Source organism: Polymorphum gilvum SL003B-26A1 (genome assembly GCF_000192745.1).
GTDB lineage: Bacteria > Pseudomonadota > Alphaproteobacteria > Rhizobiales > Stappiaceae > Polymorphum > Polymorphum gilvum.
Window position 1 is genome coordinate 3,705,846 of sequence record NC_015259.1, and the last position, 22,643, is coordinate 3,728,488.

Here is a 22,643-nt window from a genome sequence, read left to right on the forward strand (position 1 = left end):
ATACGCGCCCGGATTGCCTTGTCCGCCCGATTATCGGGATACGGGAAATTAACAGGTCTTCCCCTAGCCTTGCCGGCGTGTGTTTCAAGTCGTGGTTGCCTGATGCCGAAGATTATCGGATTTCTCGCCGGTCTGACTTTGTCCCTTTTTCCATCGCTGTCCCACGCGGCGACGACCGCGACAGCTCTTCCAGTTCCGGGCCACAGCCTGGTCGAAGCGGGGCTGGAGCAACGACTGCAGCACTCGATGGACACGATGTGGGTGCTGGTCGCAGCCGGCTTGGTGCTGCTGATGCAGGTCGGCTTCATGCTGCTCGAGGCCGGCCTGGTGCGCTCGAAGAACTCGATCAACGTCGCCCAGAAGAACCTGTTCGACTTCGCCTTCTCGGTGGTCACCTTCGCCGCCGTCGGTTTCATGTTCGCCTTCGGCGCCGCCAGCGGCTTCGGCATCGGCCTCGATTCCAGCCTGTTTCTGCTGTCGGAGCTCGATGCCTGGGGCTACGCGATATTCGCCTTCCAGGTGATGTTCTGCGGCACCGCAGCGACGATCGTGTCGGGCGCCGTGGCCGAGCGCATGAAGCTGCCGGCCTATGTCTGGAGTTCGGTGTTCACCGCCGGACTGATCTATCCGGTGTTCACCCACTGGGCCTGGGGCAATCTGTTCGTCAAGGACAACGCCCCCTTCCTCGCCGACATGGGCTTCGTCGATTTCGCCGGCTCGACCGTGGTGCATGGCACCGGCGCCTGGATCGCGCTGGCGGCGTGCCTGGTCATCGGCCCGCGGCTCGGCCGGTTCGACCGCGAGCGCCGGCCGGTGCGCATTCAGGGCCACAGCGCGGTGCTGGCGACCAGCGGCGCGCTGCTCTTGTTCGTCGGCTGGATCGGCTTCAACGGCGGCTCGGCGCTCGGCGTGACCGCTGACCTCGGCTCGATCATCGCCAACACGGTGCTGGCGGCGGCGAGCGGCACGGCGGCGGGCTATTTCATCGGCGTGCGGCAGAACGGCTTCATCCTGCCGGAGAAGTCGATCTCCGGCCTGCTCGGCGGCCTGGTCGCGGTGACCGCGGGCTGCCAGGTGCTCGACACGGTCGGTGCGGTGGCGATCGGCCTCGTCGGCGGCGGCGCGGCGGTGTGGGTCAATCATGCGATCGAGAGGCACCTGCGCATCGACGACGCCGTCGGCGCGATCGGCGTGCACGGCATCGCCGGCCTCGCCGGCACGCTCGGCCTCGCCCTCCTCGCTCCTGCGGCAAACCTGCCGCTGGCGAGCCGGCTCGAGCAGCTGGGCGTGCAGGCGCTCGGCGCCGGGCTGAACTTCGTCTGGGCGTTCGGCATGGGCTTCCTGTTCCTGTCCCTGCTCGGCAGGGTGGTCGAACTGCGCATCTCGCCCGAACGCGAGGCGAGCGGCATGAACGAGACCGAGCACGGCACACGCCTCGGCATCGGCCATGTCGAGGAGGCGCTCGGCCGGCTGATCGAGGGCAAGGCCGACCTCAACCTTCGGCTTCCGGTTATTCCCGGCGACGACAGCGAGCGCCTGACCAGCATGTTCAACGCGCTGATGGACTCGATCCAGAACGAGGAACTGGCGCAGATCCAGGCGGCGGACGCGGCGCGCTCGCGCGAGGAGGCGGAGCGGCTGAGCGCGCTCGCCAACGCGACCTTCGAGGCGATCGTGATCTCCGTGGACGGGCGCATCGTCGACGGCAACGCCGCGCTGGAGGATCTGCTCGGGCTGCCGATCACCAGGCTGAAGGGGCGCGATCTCAGCCACTTCCTCTCCCTCGACGACCGCGAGGAGTTGCTGAAGCACCTGGACGAAGCCGAGAGCCACCCGCGCGAGCTCACCGTGCTGCACCAGGACGGCACGCCGGTCCCGGTCGAGATGCGCACGCGGATGATCTCCTACCGCGGCGTGCCTACCCGGGTGACGGCGGTCATCGACCTCAGGGAACGCAAGAAGGCGGAGGCGCAGATCCTGCACCTCGCCCAGCACGACCCGCTGACCGACCTGCCGAACCGGGCAGTGTTCAACAAGGAACTGGAGGCGGCGATCGACGAGGCCAGGGCGGCGGTCGCGTCGTCGGCGCTGCTGCTGATCGATCTCGACAGGTTCAAGGACATCAACGACCTGCACGGCCACCTGGTCGGCGACCGGGTGATTCGGGTGACCGCGGAGCGGCTGCGGCAGGGCAGCCGGCGCACCGATACGGTCGCCCGCCTGGGCGGCGACGAATTCGCCGTCATCCAGCGCAACATCGACTTCGTCACCCAGGCCGAGGACATGGCCCACCGGCTGCTCGACAGGCTGTCGGCGCCGATCGACTGCGGCAACGGCCTGATCCTGCGGGCTGGCGCCAGCATCGGGATCTCGGTCATCCCAGCGCAGGGCGGCGGCGCCGAGACCATCGTCTCGAACGCCGACATCGCGCTCTACGAGGCCAAGCACAGGGGGCGCAACGCCTATTGCCTGTTCAAGGACGGCATGGGCGACCTCATGCGCCGGCGGCGCGAGTTGGAAGCCGATCTCGACATCGCGCTGGAAAAGGGGCAGTTCGAACTGCATTTCCAGCCGCGGCTGCAGATCAGCGACGCGCGCATCGCCTCCTACGAGGCGCTGATCCGCTGGAACCATCCGGACAAGGGCCTGATCAACCCCGCCGACTTCATCCCGGTCGCGGAGGGCTCCGGCCAGATCCTCGGCATCGGCAAGTGGGTGCTCGACGAGGCGCTGACGGTCGCCGCACGCCACCTCGGCGAGGCCCGAATCAGCGTCAACGTCAGCCCGCTGCAGTTCCGCGAGAACGGCTTCGCCGACGCCGTCGAGGAAGCGATCGACCGGTCAGGCCTGCCGCCGAGCCGGCTCGAACTCGAGATTACCGAGAACCTGCTGATCGAGGACGACGCCCGTGCCTTGTCGATCCTCAGGAAGCTGAAGGCGAAGGGCATCCGCATCGCCCTCGACGATTTCGGCGTCGGCTATTCGTCGCTCGGCTACCTCAGCCGCTTCCCGTTCGACGCGATCAAGATCGACCGGTCCTTCGTCGTCGGCATCCACACCAACGCGAACGCGCTGGCGATCGTGGAAACGGTCGCCCGGCTCGGCCATGCGCTCGGCATGGAGGTGGTCGCGGAAGGCATCGAGCGGGAGGAAGAACTGCGGATCATGATCGACAAGGGCTGCGACGAGATCCAGGGTTTCCTGGTCGGTCGGCCGAAGCCGATCGGCGCGCTCGAACGCAGCGTGCCGCCCCCCGTCGGGGCGATCCTGGCCAGCCTGGACGGCGCCACCAGGACGACCCCGGACGCCCACGTCGCACAACTCAAGGACGTGAACGCGGAGCTGAAGGCGGCCGTCCGTGCCGGTGCGGGGGCGCGGGTCAAGCGGCCCGGATAAGTCGACGCGACCGCGTGCGCCATCGTGGGGCCAGTCAGAGCGGGTTTCAGATGCTGCATTGTACTTTTGCAGACTCGCTCATTTTTAGCCTGTTTTTCAGCCATTCAGGCAAAAAATAGGCAGTTCTTGAAAGCAAGTGTTGCAGCGGCGCAATAGTGCTGCCGATTGTTGCGAAACCGCCAAATTTCCATTTCCCTAGACGGCTTCAGATCGTGTTCCCTGTGGTTGTGGGGGATCACCCGATGCGGCCGGTCCGGAGCACCTCCCAAAGCCGATGCTCCACCAACAGCCGCACCGATGACCTGGGTCATGATTTCTGGAGTTCGCAATGCGTTCTAGCCGCATTTTTTCCGTCCTGTCGCTTGGATCCGCGATGATCGCAGGCGTTACCGCGGCGCAGGCCGCGGATCTTCCCGTAGCGCCGGAGCCGATCGACTACGTGCGCGTCTGCGACGCGTTCGGCACCGGCTTCTATTACATCCCCGGCACCGAGACCTGCCTGCGCGTCGGCGGCAAGGTCCGTGTCGACTTCTACTTCAACAACTACGGCGACGCTCCGAGCAACTGGAGCGACCGGACGGCCAACGCCACCGAAACGCGCGCCCGCGGCTACCTGCGCCTCGACGCGCGCACCAACTCGGAATACGGCCTCGTCCGCGCCTACATGGACACCTGGGTGACCAGCGACTCGCCGCACGGCAACGCGACCGTGGAGCTGTACGAGGGCTACATCCAGTTCGGCAACTTCACGTTCGGCAAGACCCAGTCGTTCTTCGACTTCTACACCGGCTATTCCTACGGCGCGTCGATCAGCGACTACACCGATGCCAAGACCTGGAGCGCGGCCTACACCGCCGCCTTCGGCAACGGCTTCTCGGCAACCGTCGCCATCGAGGACGCGACCACTCGCCGGGCCGACCTGATCTCGCCGGTCGTCAACGGCTACGCCGGACACCGCTGGCCGAATCTCGTTGCCAACCTGCGCGTCGACCAGGGCTGGGGCTCCGCCCAGATCATGGGTGCGGTGCATGAGGTCCGCTTCCTCGACGCGACCGCCAGCGGCCAGGTCGGCTGGGCGATCGCCGCAGGCGTCGAGTTCAACGTGCCGTTCTTCGGCACCGACGACGCGATCGCCTTCCAGGTCGGCTACTCCGACGGCGCCAGCAATTTCCCGATGAACGACTGGGACGGCCTGATCACCGACGCGGTGTTCAACGGCGTCTCCACCAAGACGACCAAGACCATCAACTTCGCGGCCGGCTACAACCACAACTTCAATGAGAAGTGGGAAGCCAACCTCGAAGGCGGCTACCACATCGCCGATGCGCTCGGCTCGGCCTTCGACTTCTCGCAGTGGGGCCTGAACGCCAACGTCGTCTGGAAGCCGATCGAGGGCCTCGGCATCGGCGCGGAGGTCGCCTACCGTCAGGTCGACTACAAGACCGCGACCGGTCTCGCCGACAAGGACGAGATCTACACCACGCTGCGCATCGAGCGGGAATTCTGATCCCGCTCCGCATCGCGGACGAACCTACGGAAAAGGCGGCCTTCGGGCCGCCTTTAGCGTGTCGACACACCCGCAGCCTCTCCGGCGGGCGTCATTCCGGTCAAACGTGAGCTGCGAGCCGGAACCGGAGAGCCGCGGTGTCGATGAAAGAGACCGGGAGACCCCGGCTCGCCGATCCCGCATCTGCGCTTCGCTGCGGGCGTGATGACGCGTTTGGAGGGGGTCAGCGGTCTGGGCGGCGCCGCTTGCCGGATTTGGCAAGGGGCGCGCGGCTATTTGCGGCCGAACAGACGCTCGATGTCGCCGAGCTTGAGCTCGATCCAGGTCGGCCGGCCGTGGTTGCACTGGCCCGACAGCGGCGTCGCCTCCATGTCGCGCAGCAGCGCGTCCATTTCCTCCGCCCGCAGCCGTCGCCCGGCGCGCACCGAACCGTGGCACGCCATAGTCGCGGCGACGTGATCGAGGCGCTCCTTCAGCCCCGTCGCGGTGTCCCATTCCGCCAGTTCGTCGGCGAGATCCCGGACGAGCCCGCGGATGTCGATCTCGCCGAGCAGGGCCGGCGTCTCGCGCACCGCCACGGCGCCGGGCCCGAACGGCTCCAGCACGAGGCCGACGCTTTCCAGCTCGGCGGCGCGTTCCGCCAGCCGCCCGACGTCTTCTTCCGGCAGCTCGACGATCTCGGGAATGAGCAGCATCTGGCGCGCGACGGCCCTGGCCGCCAGGGCCTCCTTGAGCCGCTCGTAGACCAGCCGCTCGTGCGCGGCATGCTGGTCGACGATGACCAGACCGTCCTCGGTCTGGGCGATGATGTAGGTGCCGTGCACTTGTGCCCTTGCGGCGCCGAGAGGTCGGCGCAGGGCCTCCTCGTCGACAGGAACGGCCCCCGCCCGCGCATCCGCGGAAAGGGGCAGGACATCGCCGAGACCGGCCTGCATCGGCTCGCTGAAGCCGGCCGGCGCGGGCCCGGGGCGGAAGGCGGAGCGCCGCCAGTCCCAGCCGGCGGCGCCGGACGCCGGGGACCGATACGGGGCTTCGGCGGCTGCGGCGCACCCGCCGAAGCCGCCGGCGCGGATGGCGTCCATCGCCGCGGCCGCGTTGGCAGTCGACGCGCGATGACCGGCCGTGACAAGCGCCTGCCTGATCGCGCCGACCAGCAGCCCGCGCACGAGCTGGCCGTCGCGGAAACGCACGTCGGCCTTGGCCGGATGGACGTTGACGTCGACATGGGCCGGGTCGAGTTCGAGGAACAGCACCGCCACCGGATGGCGGTCGCGCGCCAGGACGTCGGCATAGGCACCGCGCAGGGCGGACAGGAGCAGCTTGTCCTTCACCGGCCGGCCGTTGACGTAGAAGAACTGCTGCTGCGCAGTGCCGCGGTGAAAGGTCGGCAGGCCGGCGAAGCCGGTCAGGCGCACGCCTTCTCTCTCCGCGTCGAGCTCCAGCGCGTTGTCGACGAAGTCGCGGCCGAGGATCTGGGCGATGCGGGCCAGGCGCGGATCGGCGTCGCGGGCGGGTGGCCAGGACTGCGCCTGCCGGTCGGCGCCGGACAGGGAAAAGCCGATGTGCGGATAGGCGAGCGCAATGCGACGCACCACCTCGGTTATGGCGGCAGCCTCGGCGCGGTCGGACTTCAGGAACTTCAGCCGGGCGGGCGTGGCGAAGAAGAGGTCGCGCACCTCGACCTGGGTGCCCCTGTGGCGGGCGGCCGGCCCGAGCGGCGTTTCCCGACCGCCCTCGACCGCGATGCGCCAGGCGTGCGGCTCGTCGACGTGGCGGGTGACGATCGACAGCCGGCCGACCGCCCCGATGGAGGGCAGCGCCTCGCCGCGGAAGCCGAGGGTGCGGATGTCGAACAGGTCCTCGTCGGCGATCTTGGAGGTGCAGTGCCGGCGGACGGCGAGGGCGAGATCCGCCGCAGTCATGCCCGAGCCGTCGTCGGAGACGCGCAGCAGGGTCTTGCCGCCGGCGGCGGTGACGATCTCCACCATGCCCGCCCCGGCGTCGACCGCGTTCTCGACCAGTTCCTTGACCACGCTTGCCGGGCGCTCGATCACCTCGCCCGCGGCGATGCGGTTGATCACCGCCTCGCCCAATTGCCTGACTGCCATTGCGTTTCGAGTCCGTTCGCGGTTCCGCGCCGCGTCCGCTTCGTATATGGTCCGCCCGCCTCCCGGCAGCGGGCCCGATTCCCGGGTCAAGCATATCAGATCAGACCGCAAGAGACGCCCATGAACGCCACCGCTCCGCTCCTCGTTTCCGGTCTCGGGGCGCTCGCCCCCGACTATTCGGGCATCCTCTGCGACGTCTGGGGCGTGCTGCACAACGGCGTCACCGCCTTTCCGGACGCCCACGGAGCGTTGCAGCGCTTCCGCGAAGAGGCCGGCGGCGCCGTCATCCTGATCACCAACGCGCCGCGTCCGGCCGCGCCGATCCATGACCAGCTCGCCGGCTTCGGCGTGACGCGTGCCGCCTATGACGACGTCGTCACCTCCGGCGACGTGACGCGCCATCTGCTGATCGAGAACCTGGACCGCAAGGTCGTGCACATGGGACCGGAGCGCGACATGCCGCTCTACGAGGGCCTGGACATCGCCCTGACCGGCGACGACGCGGCCGAACTGATCAGCTGCACCGGGCTGATCGACGACGAGCGCGAGACGCCCGACGACTATCGCGACCGGCTGACCCGGCTCGCCGCCCGCGGCCTGCCGATGATCTGCGCCAATCCCGACATCGTCGTGGAGCGCGGCGAGCGGCTGATCTGGTGCGCCGGCGCGCTGGCACGGCTCTACGAGGACCTCGGCGGCACCGTGACCATCCTTGGCAAGCCGCATAAGCCGATCTACAGCGCGGCGCTGGCGCGTCTGCAGGACATCCAGGGCGCGGCCTTCGACCGCAATCGCGTGCTGGCGATCGGCGACGGCCTGCCGACCGACATTCGCGGGGCGGTGTCGCAGGATCTCGACGTGCTGTTCATCACCGCCGGCATCCACGCCGCCGATTTCGGGCCGAGCGAGGCGCCCGACGAGGCGCTGATCCGGCGCCGGCTGGCCGAAGAAGGCCTGTCGGCGCGCGCCGCCGTGCCGCGGCTGCGCTGGTAAACGCAAGAAGGCCGCCCGGCGGCGGCCTCAGACCTGCTGACACCCCTCCAAAGGCGTCATCCCGCACGCAGCGAAGCGCAGATGCGGGATCGGTGAGCCGGCCTCTCGGTCTCCTTCATCGAGACCATCGACACCGCGGCTCTCCGGTTCCGGCTGCAGATCACGCTTGGCCGGAATGACACTGGAGAGGCCGCAAGTTTGTCGACAAGCTGAGGCCGCCCGAAGCCGGCCTTCTCAAAAGCGGATGGCGAAGCGACTCAGCCGAACAGCTTGTCGATGTCGGCCTGAGAGCCATTCAGCATGGCGTCGACGTCGTCCTGGGACACGCCCTCGCCGGCATGCTGCGGGCCGTGCAGGATGAGTTCCCGCTTGCGGCGCTCGGCGTCGGTCTCCTCGGGCGTCGTCTCCATGGTCTCGACAATGCGCAACTTCTCGACGAAGGCGGAGACGCGCTGGTCGATGTAGTTGAGCGTGCCGACGACCTTGGAGATGCGCTGGCCGGTGATGTCCTGGAAGGCGCAGGCCTCGAAGATCTCGATCATCTTGGCGTTGACCAGATCCTGGTAGGCGGCGGGGTCGGACGTGTCCGCGCCCATGATCTCCTCCGCCGCCGTCATGATGGTATGGGTGGCGGATTCGGTCGCCTCGACGATGGCATCGAGTTCGCGGCCGGCGTCCGGGATCTTGTTGTGCTTCATGTCGTTGGCGCGCAGCGCCGTGATCTCTTCCTTCATGCGGGAGATCTCGGAGGCGATCGCCGTCAGTTCGCCGGTGACGGCCGGCTGCACGGTGAGCAGGAAATCGTGCATCGAACCGGACATGACTTCCGCCAGCTGCATGACGTCGTTCAGGCTGACGTCGCCGCCGCGGTTGCGGTTGCCTTCCAGGAATTCGATGACGCGGACTACGTTTTCTCTTGTCATTGTGGTCATTTCCCAGCCCTCCTTGGGCGTCGCCCGCGATGCCGCGAGCCCCGTCCCGCGCGGGGACGAGAAACGCATGCTCCGGTTTCGGACGGAAGTACTTCCATGAGCCGGTCCGGGAACCGGGCCGGCCGCGCCACCGGAAACACGCCTTTCGCAACAACACGGGCGGACCGAGGCGCGCTGGCCGCCGTCCGCTCCGCGACGCGAAAGCACTCAGTCGGCGAACACGGCCTCGATCTTGCCCTTCAGCGTCTGCGCGTTGAACGGCTTCACGATGTAGTTGTTCACGCCGGCCTTCTTGGCGGCGATGACGTTTTCCGTCTTGGATTCCGCCGTCACCATGATGAACGGCGTCTTGCAGAGACCGGAGTCGGAGCGAACCTGCTTCAGCAGTTCGTAGCCGGTCATCGGTTCCATGTTCCAGTCCGAGATGACCAGGCCGTAGCGGCGCTGCTTCATCTTCTCGAGGGCTTCGGTACCATCCGCCGCATCGTCGATGTCTTCAAAACCGAGCTGCTTCAGCAAGTTCCGGATAATCCGAATCATGGTCTTGTAATCATCAACCACGAGGACCGGCATCTGAAGATCAAGGGCCATCGTCTACTCCATACTGTCAACTACGCGGCCCACCCTTCGGGCCTAAAGACGCGATCTGACGAAACAGGAGAGAGACACGGGTTCGTGTCCTCGCCTCCCCACACTCCGGTCAATTTAGGTGAAGCCCCTGAAAAGTCCGTTAATAACGAGCGGCTTTTTCTTGGCCGAAAGCCGTATTGAACGGCTGGCGCCGCGCGCCTAGCTTCGGCGTCCAGAGAACGACTGGGACCAGCGAAAAGGTTTGACCGAAATGCTCGAGCTGCGGCGGCTATGCTTTGAAGACCTGGAAGTCGGGATGACGGAAACCCTGGTCAAGCACGTCAGTTCCTCCGACGTGGTCGGCTTCGCGGAGGTCTCCGGCGACCGCAACCCGATCCACCTGTCCGAGCATTTCGCCGCCAAGACGCCGTTCCGCACCCGTATCGCCCACGGCCTGTACACGGCCAGCCTGATCTCCGCGGTACTCGGCACCCGCCTGCCCGGACCGGGGGCGATCTACCTGTCGCAGACGCTGAATTTCAAGGCGCCGGTGAAGATCGGCGACGACGTCACCGTGACGGTCACCGTGGTCGACCTGCTGGAGCGCGGCAACCGGGCGCGGCTGCAGTGCACCTGCGCGGTCGGCGACATCGTGGTGCTGGAAGGCGAGGCGCTGGTGAAGGTGCCCAGCCGAGACGACGACGCGCTGCGCATCTGAACGCGCCAGGGCTCAGGGCATCTTCGACGGCAGGGCGATGGTCTCGCCGTCGACGACGAAATGACCGTAGCCGGTGTGGTGGATCGTCTTCGGCGCGGCCTGCGCAGGATCGCGCCAGGCCCGTACCACCTCCAGGACGAACAGGTTGTAGCGCTTGACGAAGCCGTCGTCGACCACCCGGCATTCCAGGTTGGCGAAACACTCCGCGACCAGCGGCGCGCCGACCTCGGCCGCCGGCAGCGGCGTGAGCCCGATCTCCCTGAACTTGTCGACCGTGCGCCCCGAGCAATTGCCGGCGGCGACCACCTTCGGCGCGAGGCCGACGTCGGGAATGGCGATCACGCATTCGCCGGTCGCGCGCAGGGCGGCGAAGCTGTAGGAGCCACTGACCAGGCAGGCGACCAGCGGCGGGGTGAATTCCATCATCATGTGCCAGGACATGGCCATGACATTGGCCCGCCCCTCGTCTGCGGTGGTCAACAGGACGACGGGACCGGGTTCGATCAGCCGGTAGACCTCGGCAAGCGGCAACTCTTCGAACATGGGGCGACCTCCACGCGAAAGGACGAAGGACAGCCCCTGGAGGCCGCCGGGGTCCAGTCTACACCATCGCGCTCCGCGCCGCGCGCCACGCGTCAGCGCGATGCTTGACCTTTCGCCGCGAAGGCGGCAGGGTCCGGCGCACCCGCCGTTCCCGCTGTCGCCCGCCAGGTTCCCGCGCATGCCCGACACGTCCGCCGTCCGTTTTTCCCTGGTCGACGACCTTGCCGCCTTTCCCGCGCATCTGCGCGGCGGCGTCGTGGCGATCGGCAACTTCGACGGCGTCCACCGCGGCCACCGCGCCGTGCTCGACGAGGCCGCGGCGGTCGCTCGCGCAACCGGCGAGCCGGTCTATGCGATGACCTTCGAGCCGCATCCGCGCACGGTGTTCAACCCGTCCCGGCCGGTTTTCCGCCTGACCCCGGCCCCGATCAAGGCGGCGGTGATGGAGGCCTTTGGCCTCGACGGCCTGCTGGTGGTGCCGTTCACCCACGATTTCGCCGGCATGGAAGCCGCCGACTTCGTGCGCGGCATCCTGATCGACACGCTGCGGATCCGCCACGCGGTGACCGGCTACGACTTCCATTTCGGCAAGGCGCGCGCCGGCACGCCCGACTACCTGCGCAACGCGGGCCGGGACCACGGCTTCGGCGTCAACATCGTCGAGGCGGAGAACGACGAGGGCGGCGAGGTCATCTCGTCGTCGCGCATCCGTGCCGCGCTTGCGGACGGCGACCTCGTGCTGGCCAACGCCCTGCTCGGCTATCGCTGGTTCGTCGAGGGCACGGTCGAGCACGGTGAGAAGCGCGGTCGCGATCTCGGCTATCCGACTGCGAATCTCCGTCTGGCGCCGGAATGCACGCTCAGGCACGGCATCTACGCCGTCCAGGTCCAGGTCGACGGGCAGCGCCACGAGGGCGTCGCGAGCTTCGGCCGCCGGCCGATGTTCGACAACGGCGCGCCGCTGCTGGAGACGTTCCTGTTCGACTTTGCCGGTGATCTCTACGGCCGAACCATGCGGGTGAGCTTCGTGTCGTTCCTGCGCCCCGAGGCGCGCTTCGACGGCATCGAGGCCCTGATCGCGCAGATGGACAGGGACAGCGACGAGGCCCGGGCCGCCCTTGCCTCGGCGCGGCCGCTGTCGGCGCTCGACCTCGCCCTCGGCGCCCAAGGCGTGGAATGACGCCGGCCCCGTCCACCCCGGCCGACACCCTGCGCGGCATCGTCCTGATGACGGCGGCGATGCTGATCGTGCCCTTGATGGACATCGTCGCCAAATATCTGTCCGCCGTGCTGCCGCCGCTCGAGATCGCCTTCGGGCGGTTCGCGTTCCAGGGCGCCTTCGCGGTCCTGACCGCGGCAATCGGACCCGGCTTCGCGGCGCTTCGGACGCGACGCTGGCGCGCCAACCTGCTGCGCGGCGTCCTGCTGGCCGGAGCGACCTTCGCCTTCTTCACGGCCGTGAAGGTCATGCCGGTCGCCGACGCGATCGCCATCTTCTTCGTCGAGCCGATGATCCTAACCGGCCTGTCGGCCGTCTTCCTGCGCGAGACAGTCGGCTTCCGGCGCTGGATCGCGATCGCTGTCGGCCTCGCCGGCGCGCTGCTGATCATCCGCCCGGGCTTCGCCGAGTTCGGACCGGTGGCGGTGCTGCCGCTGGTCACCGCCTTCCTGTTCGCGCTCTACCTGCTGATCACGCGGCACCTGTCCGGCGAGGACAGCATGCTGTCGATCCAGTTCACCACCGCGCTTGGCGGCGCCGCAGTGCTCGGGGCAGCGCTGCTGGTCGTCGGCGCCACCGGAGCGACGGCCGAGCCGCTGGTATTGCCCGGCGTGCCCGAACTCGGCCTGCTCGCCGTCATCGGCGCCATCTCGTTCTTCGCCCACGGGCTCATCGTGCGGGCCTTCGCGCTGGCTCCGGCCTCCGTGCTCGCGCCGTTCAACTATCTGGAGATCGTCAGCGCGACCCTGTTCGGCTTCCTGGTGTTCGGCGACTTCCCCGACCTGCCGACCTGGGGCGGCATCGCGCTCATCGTCGGCAGCGGGCTCTACATCGCCCACCGCGAGCGCGTTCGCGCGACCGTCGTGGCGGCCGGGACCGCCGACCGCACCGGCGCGGTCGAGTGAGCAGGTCCTTGATTTTTGCGGCAGCGCAGCAAAAACTGCGGACCGCAGGCGTCCTTGCACTGAATTCCCGTCCGTTTCCCGAAAGGCTCCCGATGACGTCCTCGCCCGCCGACCACACCAGCTACGCATTCGAGGATCTGGAGATCGGCATGCGTGCCGAGAGCGTCGACACTGTGACCGAGACGATGATCGCGCAGTTCGCCGCGGCGAGCGGCGACTACAATCCGGTGCATTTCGACGCCGACTATGCCGCTGGCACGCGCTTCAAGCGGCCGATCGCGCACGGGCTTCTGACCGCGTCGCTGATTTCCAAGGTGATGGGCATGAAGCTGCCCGGCGCCGGCGGCATCTACGTGTCGCAGTCGTTCAACTTCCGCGCCCCGGTCTATCCGGGCGACACCGTGGTCTCGACCGCGACCGTGACCAGCCTCGACCCGCAGCGCGGCTTCGCGACCATCTCCGTGCGCTCCGAGGTGGACGGGCGGACCGTGCTCGACGGCGAGGCGCTGGTCATGCCGCGCCGGGCCGCCCGAACCGCCCATTGAGGCGCGGCCGCGATGCCATTTCGCGCTTTATTCCGTTTCGCGACGCTGGTAGTAGAGCCGGCATGACCCGTCATGCGCCCTTCCGCCGGAGCCAGGCTGCCGCCGGCCTGCGAATTACCGGCCCGGCCTTCGGCTGACGCCCCGCGCGGCGCCGAAGGACCGGGAGCACGTCCACGACCGCCGGACCGCCGCCGCAAGGGCGTGCCGCTCCGCGACCCGACCGTCCGAATTCCGGCGCATGCCAGCGCCCCACCTGCGGATCCCATTCGATGACCGAGACCCCGAGCCGCGACTATTCCGAAACGCTGAACCTGCCGACCACCGACTTCCCCATGCGCGCCGGCCTGCCGCAGAAGGAGCCGGAGATCCTCGCGCGCTGGCAGAAGCTCGGCCTCTACGGCCGCCTGCGCGCGGCGGCAAAGGGCAAGGCGAAGTTCCTGCTGCACGACGGCCCGCCCTACGCCAACGGCCACATCCACATCGGCCATGCGCTGAACAAGACGCTGAAGGACATCGTCACGCGCTCCATGCAGATGCTGGGCTACGACAGCAACTACGTGCCCGGCTGGGACTGCCACGGACTGCCGATCGAGTGGAAGATCGAGGAGGAGAACTACCGCTCCAAGGGCCGGCAGAAGCCGGATCTCGCCGATCCGGAGGCGATGATCGCCTTCCGCCAGGAATGCCGCGCCTATGCCGAGCACTGGATCGGCGTGCAGCGCGACGAGTTCCGCCGGCTCGGCATCGAAGGCGACTGGGACACCCCCTATCTGACCATGAACTTCGACAGCGAGGCGGTGATCGCCGAGGAACTGATGAAGTTCGCCACCTCCGGCCAGCTCTACCGCGGCTCCAAGCCGGTGATGTGGTCGGTGGTCGAGAAGACCGCGCTGGCCGAGGCCGAGATCGAGTACCACGACTACCAGTCGGACATGATCTGGGTGAAGTTCCCGGTGATCGAGGCGGGCGGCACCGACGAAGCCGCCGCCGAAGACCTGCTTGACGCCTCTGTCGTCATCTGGACAACCACGCCGTGGACCATCCCGGGCAACCGGGCGATCTCCTATTCCGCCAGGATCGCCTACGGCCTCTACGAGGTGACGCAGGACGGGCTGCCGGACGAAAACTGGGTGCAGAAGGGCGACCGGCTGATCCTCGCCGACGCGCTGGCCGAGGACGTGTTCAAGAACGCGCGCATCGGCGCGTTCCGCAAGCTCCGCACTGTCACCGCCGACGAACTCGGCGCGATTACCTGCGCCCATCCCTACCGCGAGCTCGGCCTCGGCGGCTACGCCTTCGACGTGCCGCTCTTGGACGGCGAGCACGTCACCGACGACGCCGGCACCGGCTTCGTGCACACCGCGCCCGGCCACGGCACCGACGACTTCGAGATCTGGACGGCGAAGGCGCGCGAGCTGGAGGCGCACGGCATCGACACGGCGATCCCGTTCACCGTCGCCGACGACGGCTTCTACACCAAGGACGCGCCGGGCTTCGACGGCATCCAGGTGATCGACCACAAGGGCGAGAAGGGCAAGGCCAATAAGGCCAACATCGAGAGGCTGAAGGAGGCCGGCGCGCTGATCGGCCTCGGCCGGCTCAAGCACCAGTATCCGCATTCCTGGCGCTCCAAGAAGCCGATCATCTTCCGCAACACGCCGCAGTGGTTCGTCTACATGGACCGCGCGATCGAAGGCACCAATGACGGTTCTGGCGACACCTTGCGCGCGCGCGCGCTGGCCGCCATCGACGCCACGCGTTTCGTGCCGGCCGGCGGCCAGCGCCGGCTGCGCTCGATGATCGAGAACCGGCCCGACTGGGTGCTGTCCCGGCAACGGGCCTGGGGCGTGCCGATCACCGTGTTCGTCAACCGGGACACCGGCGAGGTGCTGAAGGATCCGGCCGTCAATGCTCGCATCGTCGAGGCGTTCCGCGCCGAGGGCGCCGACGCCTGGTTCGCCCCCGGCGCCAGGGAGCGCTTCCTCGGAGACGCCTATCGGGCCGAGGAGTGGGACAAGGTCGACGACATCCTCGACGTCTGGTTCGACAGCGGCTCGACCCACGCCTTCTGCCTGGAAAAGCGCGCCGACCTGATGCCGAAGCGGCGCGGTCTCGGCGGCGAGGACTACGTGCTCTACTTGGAGGGCTCCGACCAGCACCGCGGCTGGTTCCACTCCTCGCTGCTGGAAAGCTGCGGCACACGCCGCCACGCGCCCTACGACGCGGTGCTGACCCACGGCTTCACCATGGCCGAGGACGGGCGCAAGATGTCCAAGTCGCTCGGCAACCAGGTGTTCCCGCAGGACGTCATCAAGCAGTACGGCGCCGACATCCTGCGCCTGTGGGTGGCCTCGTCGGACTATGCCGAGGACCAGCGCATCGGGCCGGAGATCCTCAAGACCAACGTCGACAGCTACCGCAAGCTGCGCAACACTATCCGCTGGATGCTCGGCTCGCTCGCCCATTACCGCGGCGAAACGGTGGCGCTCGCCGACATGCCGGAGCTGGAGCGCCTCATGCTGCACCGGCTGGCCGAGCTCGACGCGCTGGTGCGCGAGGCCTACTGGGCGTTCGACTACAAGAAGGTCTCGCACCACCTGTTCACCTTCATGACGGTGGAGTTGTCGGCGTTCTATTTCGACGTGCGCAAGGACGCGCTCTACTGCGATCCAGCGTCGTCGGTGCGGCGCAAGGCCGCGCTCCACGTCATCGACCGGCTGTTCGACTGCCTGGTCACCTGGCTGGCGCCGATGCTGCCCTTCACCATGGAGGAGAGCTGGCTGGCGCGCCATCCCTCCGAGGACGGCTCGGTGCATCTGCAGCTGTTCCCGCAGGTGCCGGCCGCGTGGCGCGACGACGCGCTGGCGGCGAAATGGGCGCGCATCCGCACCGTGCGGCGCGTCGTCACCGGCGCGCTGGAGATCGAGCGGCGCGACAAGCGCATCGGCTCCTCGCTGGAAGCGCATCCGGTCGTCCATGTTACCGATCCGGAGCTGGTGGCCGCGCTCGCCGGCATCGACATGGCCGACATCTGCATCACCAGCCAGCTGACGTTGACCGACCGACCGGCGCCGGAGGGCGCCTTCGCGCTCGACGATACCCGCGGCGTCGCCGTGGTGCCGGGCTTGGCCGAAGGCCGAAAGTGCGCCCGCTCGTGGAAGATTCTGCCCGAGGTCGGCTCGGATCCGGACTATCCGGACGTCACCCCGCGCGACGCGGCGGCGCTGCGCGAGTGGGACGCGGCGCACAAGGCAGCGTGACGTGGACGGCTGGACCGCGCGCTGGCTGTGGGGCTCCAGGAGCGGCTTCGTCGCCGCCGTGGCGCTCGCCGGCTTCGTGCTCGACCAGGCGACCAAGCTGTGGGTGCTGTTCGTGTTCGACCTGCCGGCACGCGGCTCCGTCGCTGTGCTGCCGGTGCTCGACCTGGTGATGGTGTGGAACCGGGGCATCTCCTACGGGCTGTTCCAGCAGGACGGCCCGGTCGGGCGGTGGGCGCTGGCGCTGTTTACGCTGGCGGCGGCGGTCGGCCTGTGGATCTGGTCGGTGCGCGCCACGACGCGCCTCGCCGCTCTGGCGCTTGCGCTGGTCATCGGCGGAGCGCTCGGCAACGGCGTCGACCGCTTCGCCTACGGAGCGGTCGCCGACTTCGTGCACATCCATGTCGGCACCTTCTCCTGGTACGTGTTCAACCTCGCCGACGCCTGGATCGTTGCCGGCGTCGCCGGTCTCCTGTATGACGGTTTCGCAAGCGGTCCAAATAATGCCGCAAAATCCGGGTCTAAGGACCCGAACGCGGACGGATAGTCGTGTGAGGTAGCTCCGCAACGGGTTGCCGACGGCATCACAGCAAGACGGGAACCGGCGACGTGCGGTGGATGAGCTCTCAGAACACTTCCGGAATGCGGCGCGGCGTGGCGCTGGCGGGGCCCCTTGCGGCGGCTTTCGCGAGCCTGCTGCTGGCCGGCTGCGTGAGCAATTCCGAAGGTTACGAGGAAGGCGTCGACCGCGCCGCGGTGCGCCAGATCATGTCCGGGCTCGGCGCCGTCGACCCGCAGGCCAAGCCGATCGACTACAAGCCCCGGGCGCCACTGGCGATGCCGGCCAAGCTAGACGACCTGCCGCCGCCCGAAGACGACAAGCAGTCTCAGGTCGCCGCCAACTGGCCGCAGAACGACGACAAGGAACTGAAGGAACTGCGGGCGATCTACGCCGGCGGCGACCCCAACACCAGCCTGCTGACCCCCGAGCAGATGCGCGGCATCCGCATCGGCGACGGCAGCCGCCCGGACCCGGTGCGCGACGCCCGCGACGCCGAGATCCGCGAGGGCGCGCGCCTGACGCCGGCGGAAATGAAGGCCCAGCACGAAGGCGCGACCAAGGTCGACACGTCGCGGCTGTTCGATCCCGAGGGCAGGCCCGTGCGCCGCTTCCTGATCGAACCGCCGGTGGCCTACAGCACGCCCGCCGCCAACGCGCCGCTGGTCGCTCCCTCGGACGACAAGCAGCTCAAGGAGCGCGTTGCCCGCGAGATGGAAGGCGGCAAGCTGCGGCCCGGCTGCGTCCCGTCGGCGACCGACGACTGCATCATGGACTGAGCCGCGCGGGGCGGACGCCGCCCGTCGCTTCGCCAACATGACCAAAATTTAACGGGCCGGCTCCGGAACGCCGCCTATATTGCGGGACACCGGGACGGGACCGCGCACGCATGCGGCCGGACCGGCAACGGGAGATCCAGTCCATGCCCCTGACTCTTCGGCTGCCGCACAAGCCGCTTGCCGCCCTTGCCTGCGCCCTTCTGTTGCAGGCGCCGGTGGCGCTCCTGGGCGGTGCCCCGGCGCAGGCCGGCGACACGGTCACCATCGCGCCGAACCTCAGCCACTTCAGCCTCGACAACGGCCTGCAGGTCGTGGTCATTCCGGACCATCGGGCACCGGTCGCCACCCACATGATCTGGTACAAGGTCGGCGCGGCGGACGAGCCGCCCGGCCAGTCCGGCGTGGCGCATTTCCTCGAACACCTGATGTTCAAGGGCACGACGACCCATCCCGACGGCGCCTTCTCGGCCATGGTCGCCGAACTGGGCGGCCAGGAAAATGCCTTCACCAGCAACGACTACACCGCCTATTTCCAGCGCGTCGCCAAGGAGCACCTGCCGCTGATGATGGAGCTGGAGGCGGACCGCATGCAGAACCTGGTTCTGACAGACGCGGTCGTCGCGCCGGAGCGCGACGTGGTGCTGGAGGAACGGCGCATGCGCGTCGACAGCGACCCGGCCGCGCGCCTGCAGGAGACGCTGTCGGCCGTCGCCTATGTCAACCATCCCTACGGCTCGCCGGTGATCGGCTGGGAAAGCGAGATCGAGGCGCTGAACAGCGCGGCGGCGATCGCCTTCTACGACCGCTTCTACACGCCCAACAACGCCATTCTGGTGGTCGCCGGCGACGTCGAGGCGGACGAGGTCCGGCGCCTGGCGCAAGACACCTATGGCAAGGTGCCGCGCAGGGCCGAGCCTGGCGAGCGGCTGCGGCCGAGCGAGCCACCGCTGGCCGGCGCCCGCTCCGTCACGCTCGAAGACCCCCGGGTGCGCCAGCCGTCGGTGACCCAGACCTGGCTGGTTCCCAGCCAGGCAACCGGCGCGGATCGCGAGCCGGAAGCGCTGGAACTGCTGGCAAAGATCCTTGGCGGCGGCGCCACCAGCCGCCTGCACAAGGCGGCGGTCCTGGAAGCCGGGAGCGCGATCTCCATCGGCAGCTACTACCAGGACACGTCGCTCGACGACACCCGCTTCCTGGTCTACGCCACGCCGCGTGACGGTCACACGCTGGAGGAAATGGACACGATCATCGCCGAGACCATTCGCGCCGTCGCCGAGACCGGCGTCAGCGAGGCAGAGCTCGACCGCGCGAAGCGCCGCCTGATCGCAGATGCGATCTACGCCCAGGACAGCCAGATGCGGCTCGCCCGCATCTTCGGCAGCGCCCTGACCAGCGGGCAGGCGATCGAGGACGTGCAGACCTGGCCCGCGCAGATCCAGGCGGTAACCCGCGAGGACATCCAGACGGCGGCACGCCGGCTGCTCGCCCCGCCGGTCACCGGCTACCTGAAGCCGGCCGACGATGCCGACCCGAACAGCAGGTCCTGACGGGCCACGTTCCACGGAGACGGACATGACGATGCAGACACGTCCCGGCGCCCTGCTGCGCCTGTCGATGACCGGCTCGCTGACCGGTCTTGCCGCCCTGCTGCTGCTTGCGCTCACCGGGCTCGCGGCCCAGGCGACCGCGATCCAACGCATCGTCAGTCCCGGTGGGATCGAGGCCTGGCTGGTCGAGGATCACACGGTGCCTCTGATCGCGCTGAACTTCTCGTTCGAGGGCGGCTCCACGCAGGACCCCGACGGCAAGGAAGGCGTCACGCGCCTGCTCGCGGCGACGCTGGACGAAGGAGCCGGCGAACTGACGTCCGAGGCCTTCCAGGCACGGCTGGAGGAGCTTGCCGTCAGCATCAGCTTCAATGCCGGCATGGACCGCTTCTACGGCAGCCTGAGAAGCCTGACGGATACCGGCGAGGACGCCTTCGACCTCCTGCACCTGGCGCTTTCGGCCCCCCGTTTCGACGAGGACGCCGTCGACCGGATGAAGTCCCAGATCGTGTCCGGTCTGAAGCGCGAGACGCGGGATCCGGACGCCATCGCCTCCAAGGCCTTCATGCGCGCGGCCTTCCCCGACCATCCCTATGCGCGGCCGTCGAACGGCACGGAGACGAGCGTGCCGGCGCTGACCCGCGACGACCTCGTCGCCCAACATCGCCGCCTCGTCGCGCGCAAGGGCCTGACCATCGGCGTGGTCGGGGCGATTGACGCCGACACGCTCTCCGTCCTGCTCGACAGGACCTTCGCCGGGCTCCCCGAGCAGGGCGATCTGGTCCCGGTCGCCGAAACGCAGCCGGAGACCGGGATCCGCGTCGACGAGACGCTGGACGTGCCGCAGACGACGGTGCTGCTCGGCCTTCCAGGTCCGAAACGCGACGATCCCGACTACCAGTCCGCCTTCGTGATGAACCATATCCTGGGCGGCGGCAGCTTCACCTCCTGGCTCTACAGGGAGGTTCGGGAAAAGCGCGGGCTCTCCTACAGCGTTGGCACCGACCTGTCGCCGTATGACCGCTCCGGCGTGCTGTTCGCGTCGGGCGCAACGCGCGCAGACCGGGCCTCGGAGACGCTGGACATCATCCTGCAACAGTTCGAGCGCATGGCTGCGGACGGCCCGACGCCCGAAGACCTCGCCAAGGCGAAGAGCTTCCTGACCGGTTCCTATGCCCTGCGTTTCGACACATCGGGCAAGATCGCGGGCCAGCTCGTGGCGCTGCAGAATGCGGGGCTGGGCATCGACTACTTCGACCGGCGCAACGCCGAGATCGAGGCCGTGACGCTCGAGGACGTCAAGCGCGTCGCACAGCGCTACCTTGCGGGCAAGACGCCGACCGTGGTGACGGTCGGACCGGCGACAAACTGACCGATCCTCAGCCCGCGGCCCGCTTGCGGGGCGCGGGCGCCGGAGCGCCCTGCAGAATCTCCGCCCTGACCGGGCGCGGCGGCGAGAATAGGAAGCCCTGCGCCAGCTTGACGTCGAAATCGAGCAGTTCGAGGACCTGGGATTCGGTCTCGACGTGGTCGGCGACCAGTTCCATGCCGTAGCGGTTGAGCAGGTCGCCGAAGTCGGCCGGATGGATGTGGCCGTGATCGGTCCCCTTGCGGCCGATCAGGTAGTCCGCGTTCAGCTTGGCGAAGCGGAAACCCCGGTCGGCCAGCGCCTTGAAGTCCATCTTCAGGTCGACGATCTGGTCGATCGAGAAACGGAAGCCGATTTCGGCCAGGGCGCCGAGGCTTTCCATCTCCATCACCCCCATCTGGGCAACGTCGGCCTGCGTGAACTCGAAGATCAGCAGGTCGCCGAAATTGCGGTTGGCGCGGACGAATTCCAGGAAGCCCGGGAAGAAGGTCTCGTCGACCAGCGACAGCGACGACACATTGCAGAACAGCGCCGCGTCGCGATTACGGTTGGCCAGCTTGCGGATCACCTGCACGGAGCGGAACAGCAGCAGGTTGTCGATCCGCGGCACCAGACCGGACCGGATCGCCTCGGCCATGAACACGCGCGGCTCCAGCGTCTGCCCGTTGGCGTCGCGCAGCCGGGTCAACGCCTCGTAGTATTTCACCCGCCGCTGGGGCAACGTGACGATGGGCTGAAGATAGAGATCGACCCGGTTGGCGTTCAGCGCCCCGCGGATCAGCTCGCGCATCGCCGGATCCGCTTTCGGCGCCTCGAACGGCGGCAGGTCTTCCAGGATCGGGTCGCCCAGCTCGGGCCTGTCGCGTCGGCCGGCCGTCAGCGGCGGCTGAGCCGTGGCAGGGTCGTGGAGATACGCCGCCGGCGGCGTTTCGGCGTGGCGCGCGGACTCGCGATGGCCCACATCATGGATGGGCGCATAGACCGGCTGGCCCCTGTAGGCGGGCGCCGGATCGTGAGGCCGGGCAGCCGCGGCATAGGCCGGCTCGCCGCCGCCACGATAGGCCAGTTCCGGCGGCGGCGGCGGCGCTGCCAGCGCGCGCTGTTCCTCGAACCGGCCCTCCATGTCGGACATGGCCTCGGCCATCTGCTTGACCAGCGTGCCGAGGACCTCGACTTCGGCGAACAGGGGATCGATCTCCTCGCGCGTGCGGCGCGGAATGGTGTGCTCGACGCCGGACAGCCGCCCTTCCAGGTTGGCGACGTCGCCGTCGATCTCGGCCAGCCGGTCTTCCAGGCGATCGACGGCCTCGCTGACCGCGCCGCGGTCGCGCGAGCGCGACAGGAGGACGTGCACCATGATCATGGTGCACATCATCGCCAGCGACAGCGACAGCGCTTCGCCGGCCGGACGGCCGAACCGATAGACCAGCACCGCAGCCACCGACAGGGCGATGATCCCCATGCAGGTGACGATGAATATGGTCGTGCCGCGCCCCATTGCCGCCTGTGGTTTTGTTGCTTCGAATCAATGTCCGCTCCCGGGATTTTGCCCGAAAGCGACCGGCGTTCCGAATCCCTTCGCGCCGGAGGCAAGCGCTGCACTGCGCTTGTCCCCGACAATAGCGCCGAACGGCGGGCATTGCACGCCGCCCCCCGGGGCGGAAATCGCCGCGCCCGCGGGCCATGACAACGCTTT

At 68.2% G+C, this 22,643-nt stretch carries 18 protein-coding genes; 12 read left to right on the forward strand and 6 right to left on the reverse strand.

The window, feature by feature from the left end:
- The first annotated feature begins 102 nt into the window (after positions 1-102).
- The gene (gene amt / locus SL003B_RS17320) at positions 103-3,396 is read left to right on the forward strand and encodes an ammonium transporter (protein ID WP_242390271.1); all 3,294 of its coding nucleotides are present in this window, start codon (positions 103-105) and stop codon (positions 3,394-3,396) included.
- 104 nt (positions 3,397-3,500) lie between these two features.
- On the opposite strand, the gene SL003B_RS23420 is transcribed toward amt, so the two are convergent.
- Positions 3,501-3,707 (reverse strand): hypothetical protein, encoded by a 207-nt coding sequence (locus SL003B_RS23420; RefSeq protein ID WP_148259338.1) that lies wholly within the window; start codon positions 3,705-3,707, stop codon positions 3,501-3,503.
- Between the two features lie 62 nt (positions 3,708-3,769).
- Between SL003B_RS23420 and SL003B_RS17325 the strand changes: the two genes are divergently transcribed.
- Complete coding sequence (locus SL003B_RS17325; protein WP_242390272.1) at positions 3,770-4,903, forward strand: porin; 1,134 nt, start codon at positions 3,770-3,772, stop codon at positions 4,901-4,903.
- A gap of 272 nt (positions 4,904-5,175) precedes the next feature.
- Here the strand turns inward: SL003B_RS17325 and mutL are convergent, their stop codons facing one another.
- On the reverse strand, positions 5,176-7,011 hold the full coding sequence (gene mutL, locus SL003B_RS17330; RefSeq protein ID WP_041375616.1) for a DNA mismatch repair endonuclease MutL: 1,836 nt from the start codon (positions 7,009-7,011) through the stop codon (positions 5,176-5,178).
- A gap of 120 nt (positions 7,012-7,131) precedes the next feature.
- On the opposite strand from mutL, the gene SL003B_RS17335 reads away from it, so the two are divergent.
- Positions 7,132-8,004, forward strand: coding sequence for a TIGR01459 family HAD-type hydrolase (locus tag SL003B_RS17335; protein WP_013654168.1), 873 nt, complete (start codon positions 7,132-7,134; stop codon positions 8,002-8,004).
- Between the two features lie 257 nt (positions 8,005-8,261).
- On the opposite strand, the gene SL003B_RS17340 is transcribed toward SL003B_RS17335, so the two are convergent.
- Together SL003B_RS17340 and SL003B_RS17345 are read right to left on the reverse strand one after the other, a co-directional pair.
- Positions 8,262-8,936: a protein phosphatase CheZ gene (locus tag SL003B_RS17340; protein WP_242390273.1), complete on the reverse strand. Its 675-nt coding sequence runs from the start codon at positions 8,934-8,936 to the stop codon at positions 8,262-8,264.
- Between the two features lie 207 nt (positions 8,937-9,143).
- Entirely contained in the window at positions 9,144-9,527 is a 384-nt protein-coding gene (locus tag SL003B_RS17345; RefSeq protein ID WP_013654170.1) for a response regulator, read from the reverse strand.
- A 250-nt stretch (positions 9,528-9,777) separates the two neighbouring features.
- On the opposite strand from SL003B_RS17345, the gene SL003B_RS17350 reads away from it, so the two are divergent.
- Positions 9,778-10,224 (forward strand): MaoC family dehydratase, encoded by a 447-nt coding sequence (locus SL003B_RS17350; protein WP_041375618.1) that lies wholly within the window; start codon positions 9,778-9,780, stop codon positions 10,222-10,224.
- A gap of 12 nt (positions 10,225-10,236) precedes the next feature.
- Here SL003B_RS17350 and SL003B_RS17355 read toward each other — a convergent pair whose 3' ends face one another.
- Positions 10,237-10,767 (reverse strand): flavin reductase family protein, encoded by a 531-nt coding sequence (locus tag SL003B_RS17355; protein WP_013654172.1) that lies wholly within the window; start codon positions 10,765-10,767, stop codon positions 10,237-10,239.
- A 178-nt stretch (positions 10,768-10,945) separates the two neighbouring features.
- On the opposite strand from SL003B_RS17355, the gene SL003B_RS17360 reads away from it, so the two are divergent.
- The 8 genes from SL003B_RS17360 (at position 10,946) to SL003B_RS17395 (ending at position 20,950) form a co-directional block, all read left to right on the forward strand.
- On the forward strand, positions 10,946-11,947 hold the full coding sequence (locus SL003B_RS17360) for a bifunctional riboflavin kinase/FAD synthetase (RefSeq protein WP_013654173.1): 1,002 nt from the start codon (positions 10,946-10,948) through the stop codon (positions 11,945-11,947).
- On the forward strand, positions 11,944-12,891 hold the full coding sequence (locus SL003B_RS17365) for a DMT family transporter (protein ID WP_013654174.1): 948 nt from the start codon (positions 11,944-11,946) through the stop codon (positions 12,889-12,891). Before SL003B_RS17360 ends, SL003B_RS17365 begins: the two co-directional genes overlap by 4 nt.
- Positions 12,892-12,983: 92 nt before the next feature.
- Positions 12,984-13,436: a MaoC family dehydratase gene (locus SL003B_RS17370; RefSeq protein ID WP_013654175.1), complete on the forward strand. Its 453-nt coding sequence runs from the start codon at positions 12,984-12,986 to the stop codon at positions 13,434-13,436.
- A gap of 269 nt (positions 13,437-13,705) precedes the next feature.
- Positions 13,706-16,696, forward strand: coding sequence for an isoleucine--tRNA ligase (ileS, locus tag SL003B_RS17375; protein ID WP_013654176.1), 2,991 nt, complete (start codon positions 13,706-13,708; stop codon positions 16,694-16,696).
- Position 16,697: 1 nt separating this feature from the next.
- A complete protein-coding gene (gene lspA, locus SL003B_RS17380; protein ID WP_013654177.1) occupies positions 16,698-17,240 on the forward strand; it encodes a signal peptidase II in 543 nt (180 codons plus the stop codon).
- Positions 17,241-17,311: 71 nt separating this feature from the next.
- Positions 17,312-18,031, forward strand: a complete 720-nt coding sequence (locus SL003B_RS17385) for a hypothetical protein (protein ID WP_242390274.1) — start codon at positions 17,312-17,314, stop codon at positions 18,029-18,031.
- A gap of 143 nt (positions 18,032-18,174) precedes the next feature.
- Entirely contained in the window at positions 18,175-19,578 is a 1,404-nt protein-coding gene (locus tag SL003B_RS17390; protein WP_049792681.1) for a M16 family metallopeptidase, read from the forward strand.
- Positions 19,579-19,603: 25 nt separating this feature from the next.
- A complete protein-coding gene (locus tag SL003B_RS17395) occupies positions 19,604-20,950 on the forward strand; it encodes a M16 family metallopeptidase (protein ID WP_013654180.1) in 1,347 nt (448 codons plus the stop codon).
- A gap of 7 nt (positions 20,951-20,957) precedes the next feature.
- Here SL003B_RS17395 and SL003B_RS17400 read toward each other — a convergent pair whose 3' ends face one another.
- Entirely contained in the window at positions 20,958-22,445 is a 1,488-nt protein-coding gene (locus tag SL003B_RS17400; RefSeq protein WP_013654181.1) for an EAL domain-containing protein, read from the reverse strand.
- Between the last annotated feature and the right edge of the window lie 198 nt (positions 22,446-22,643).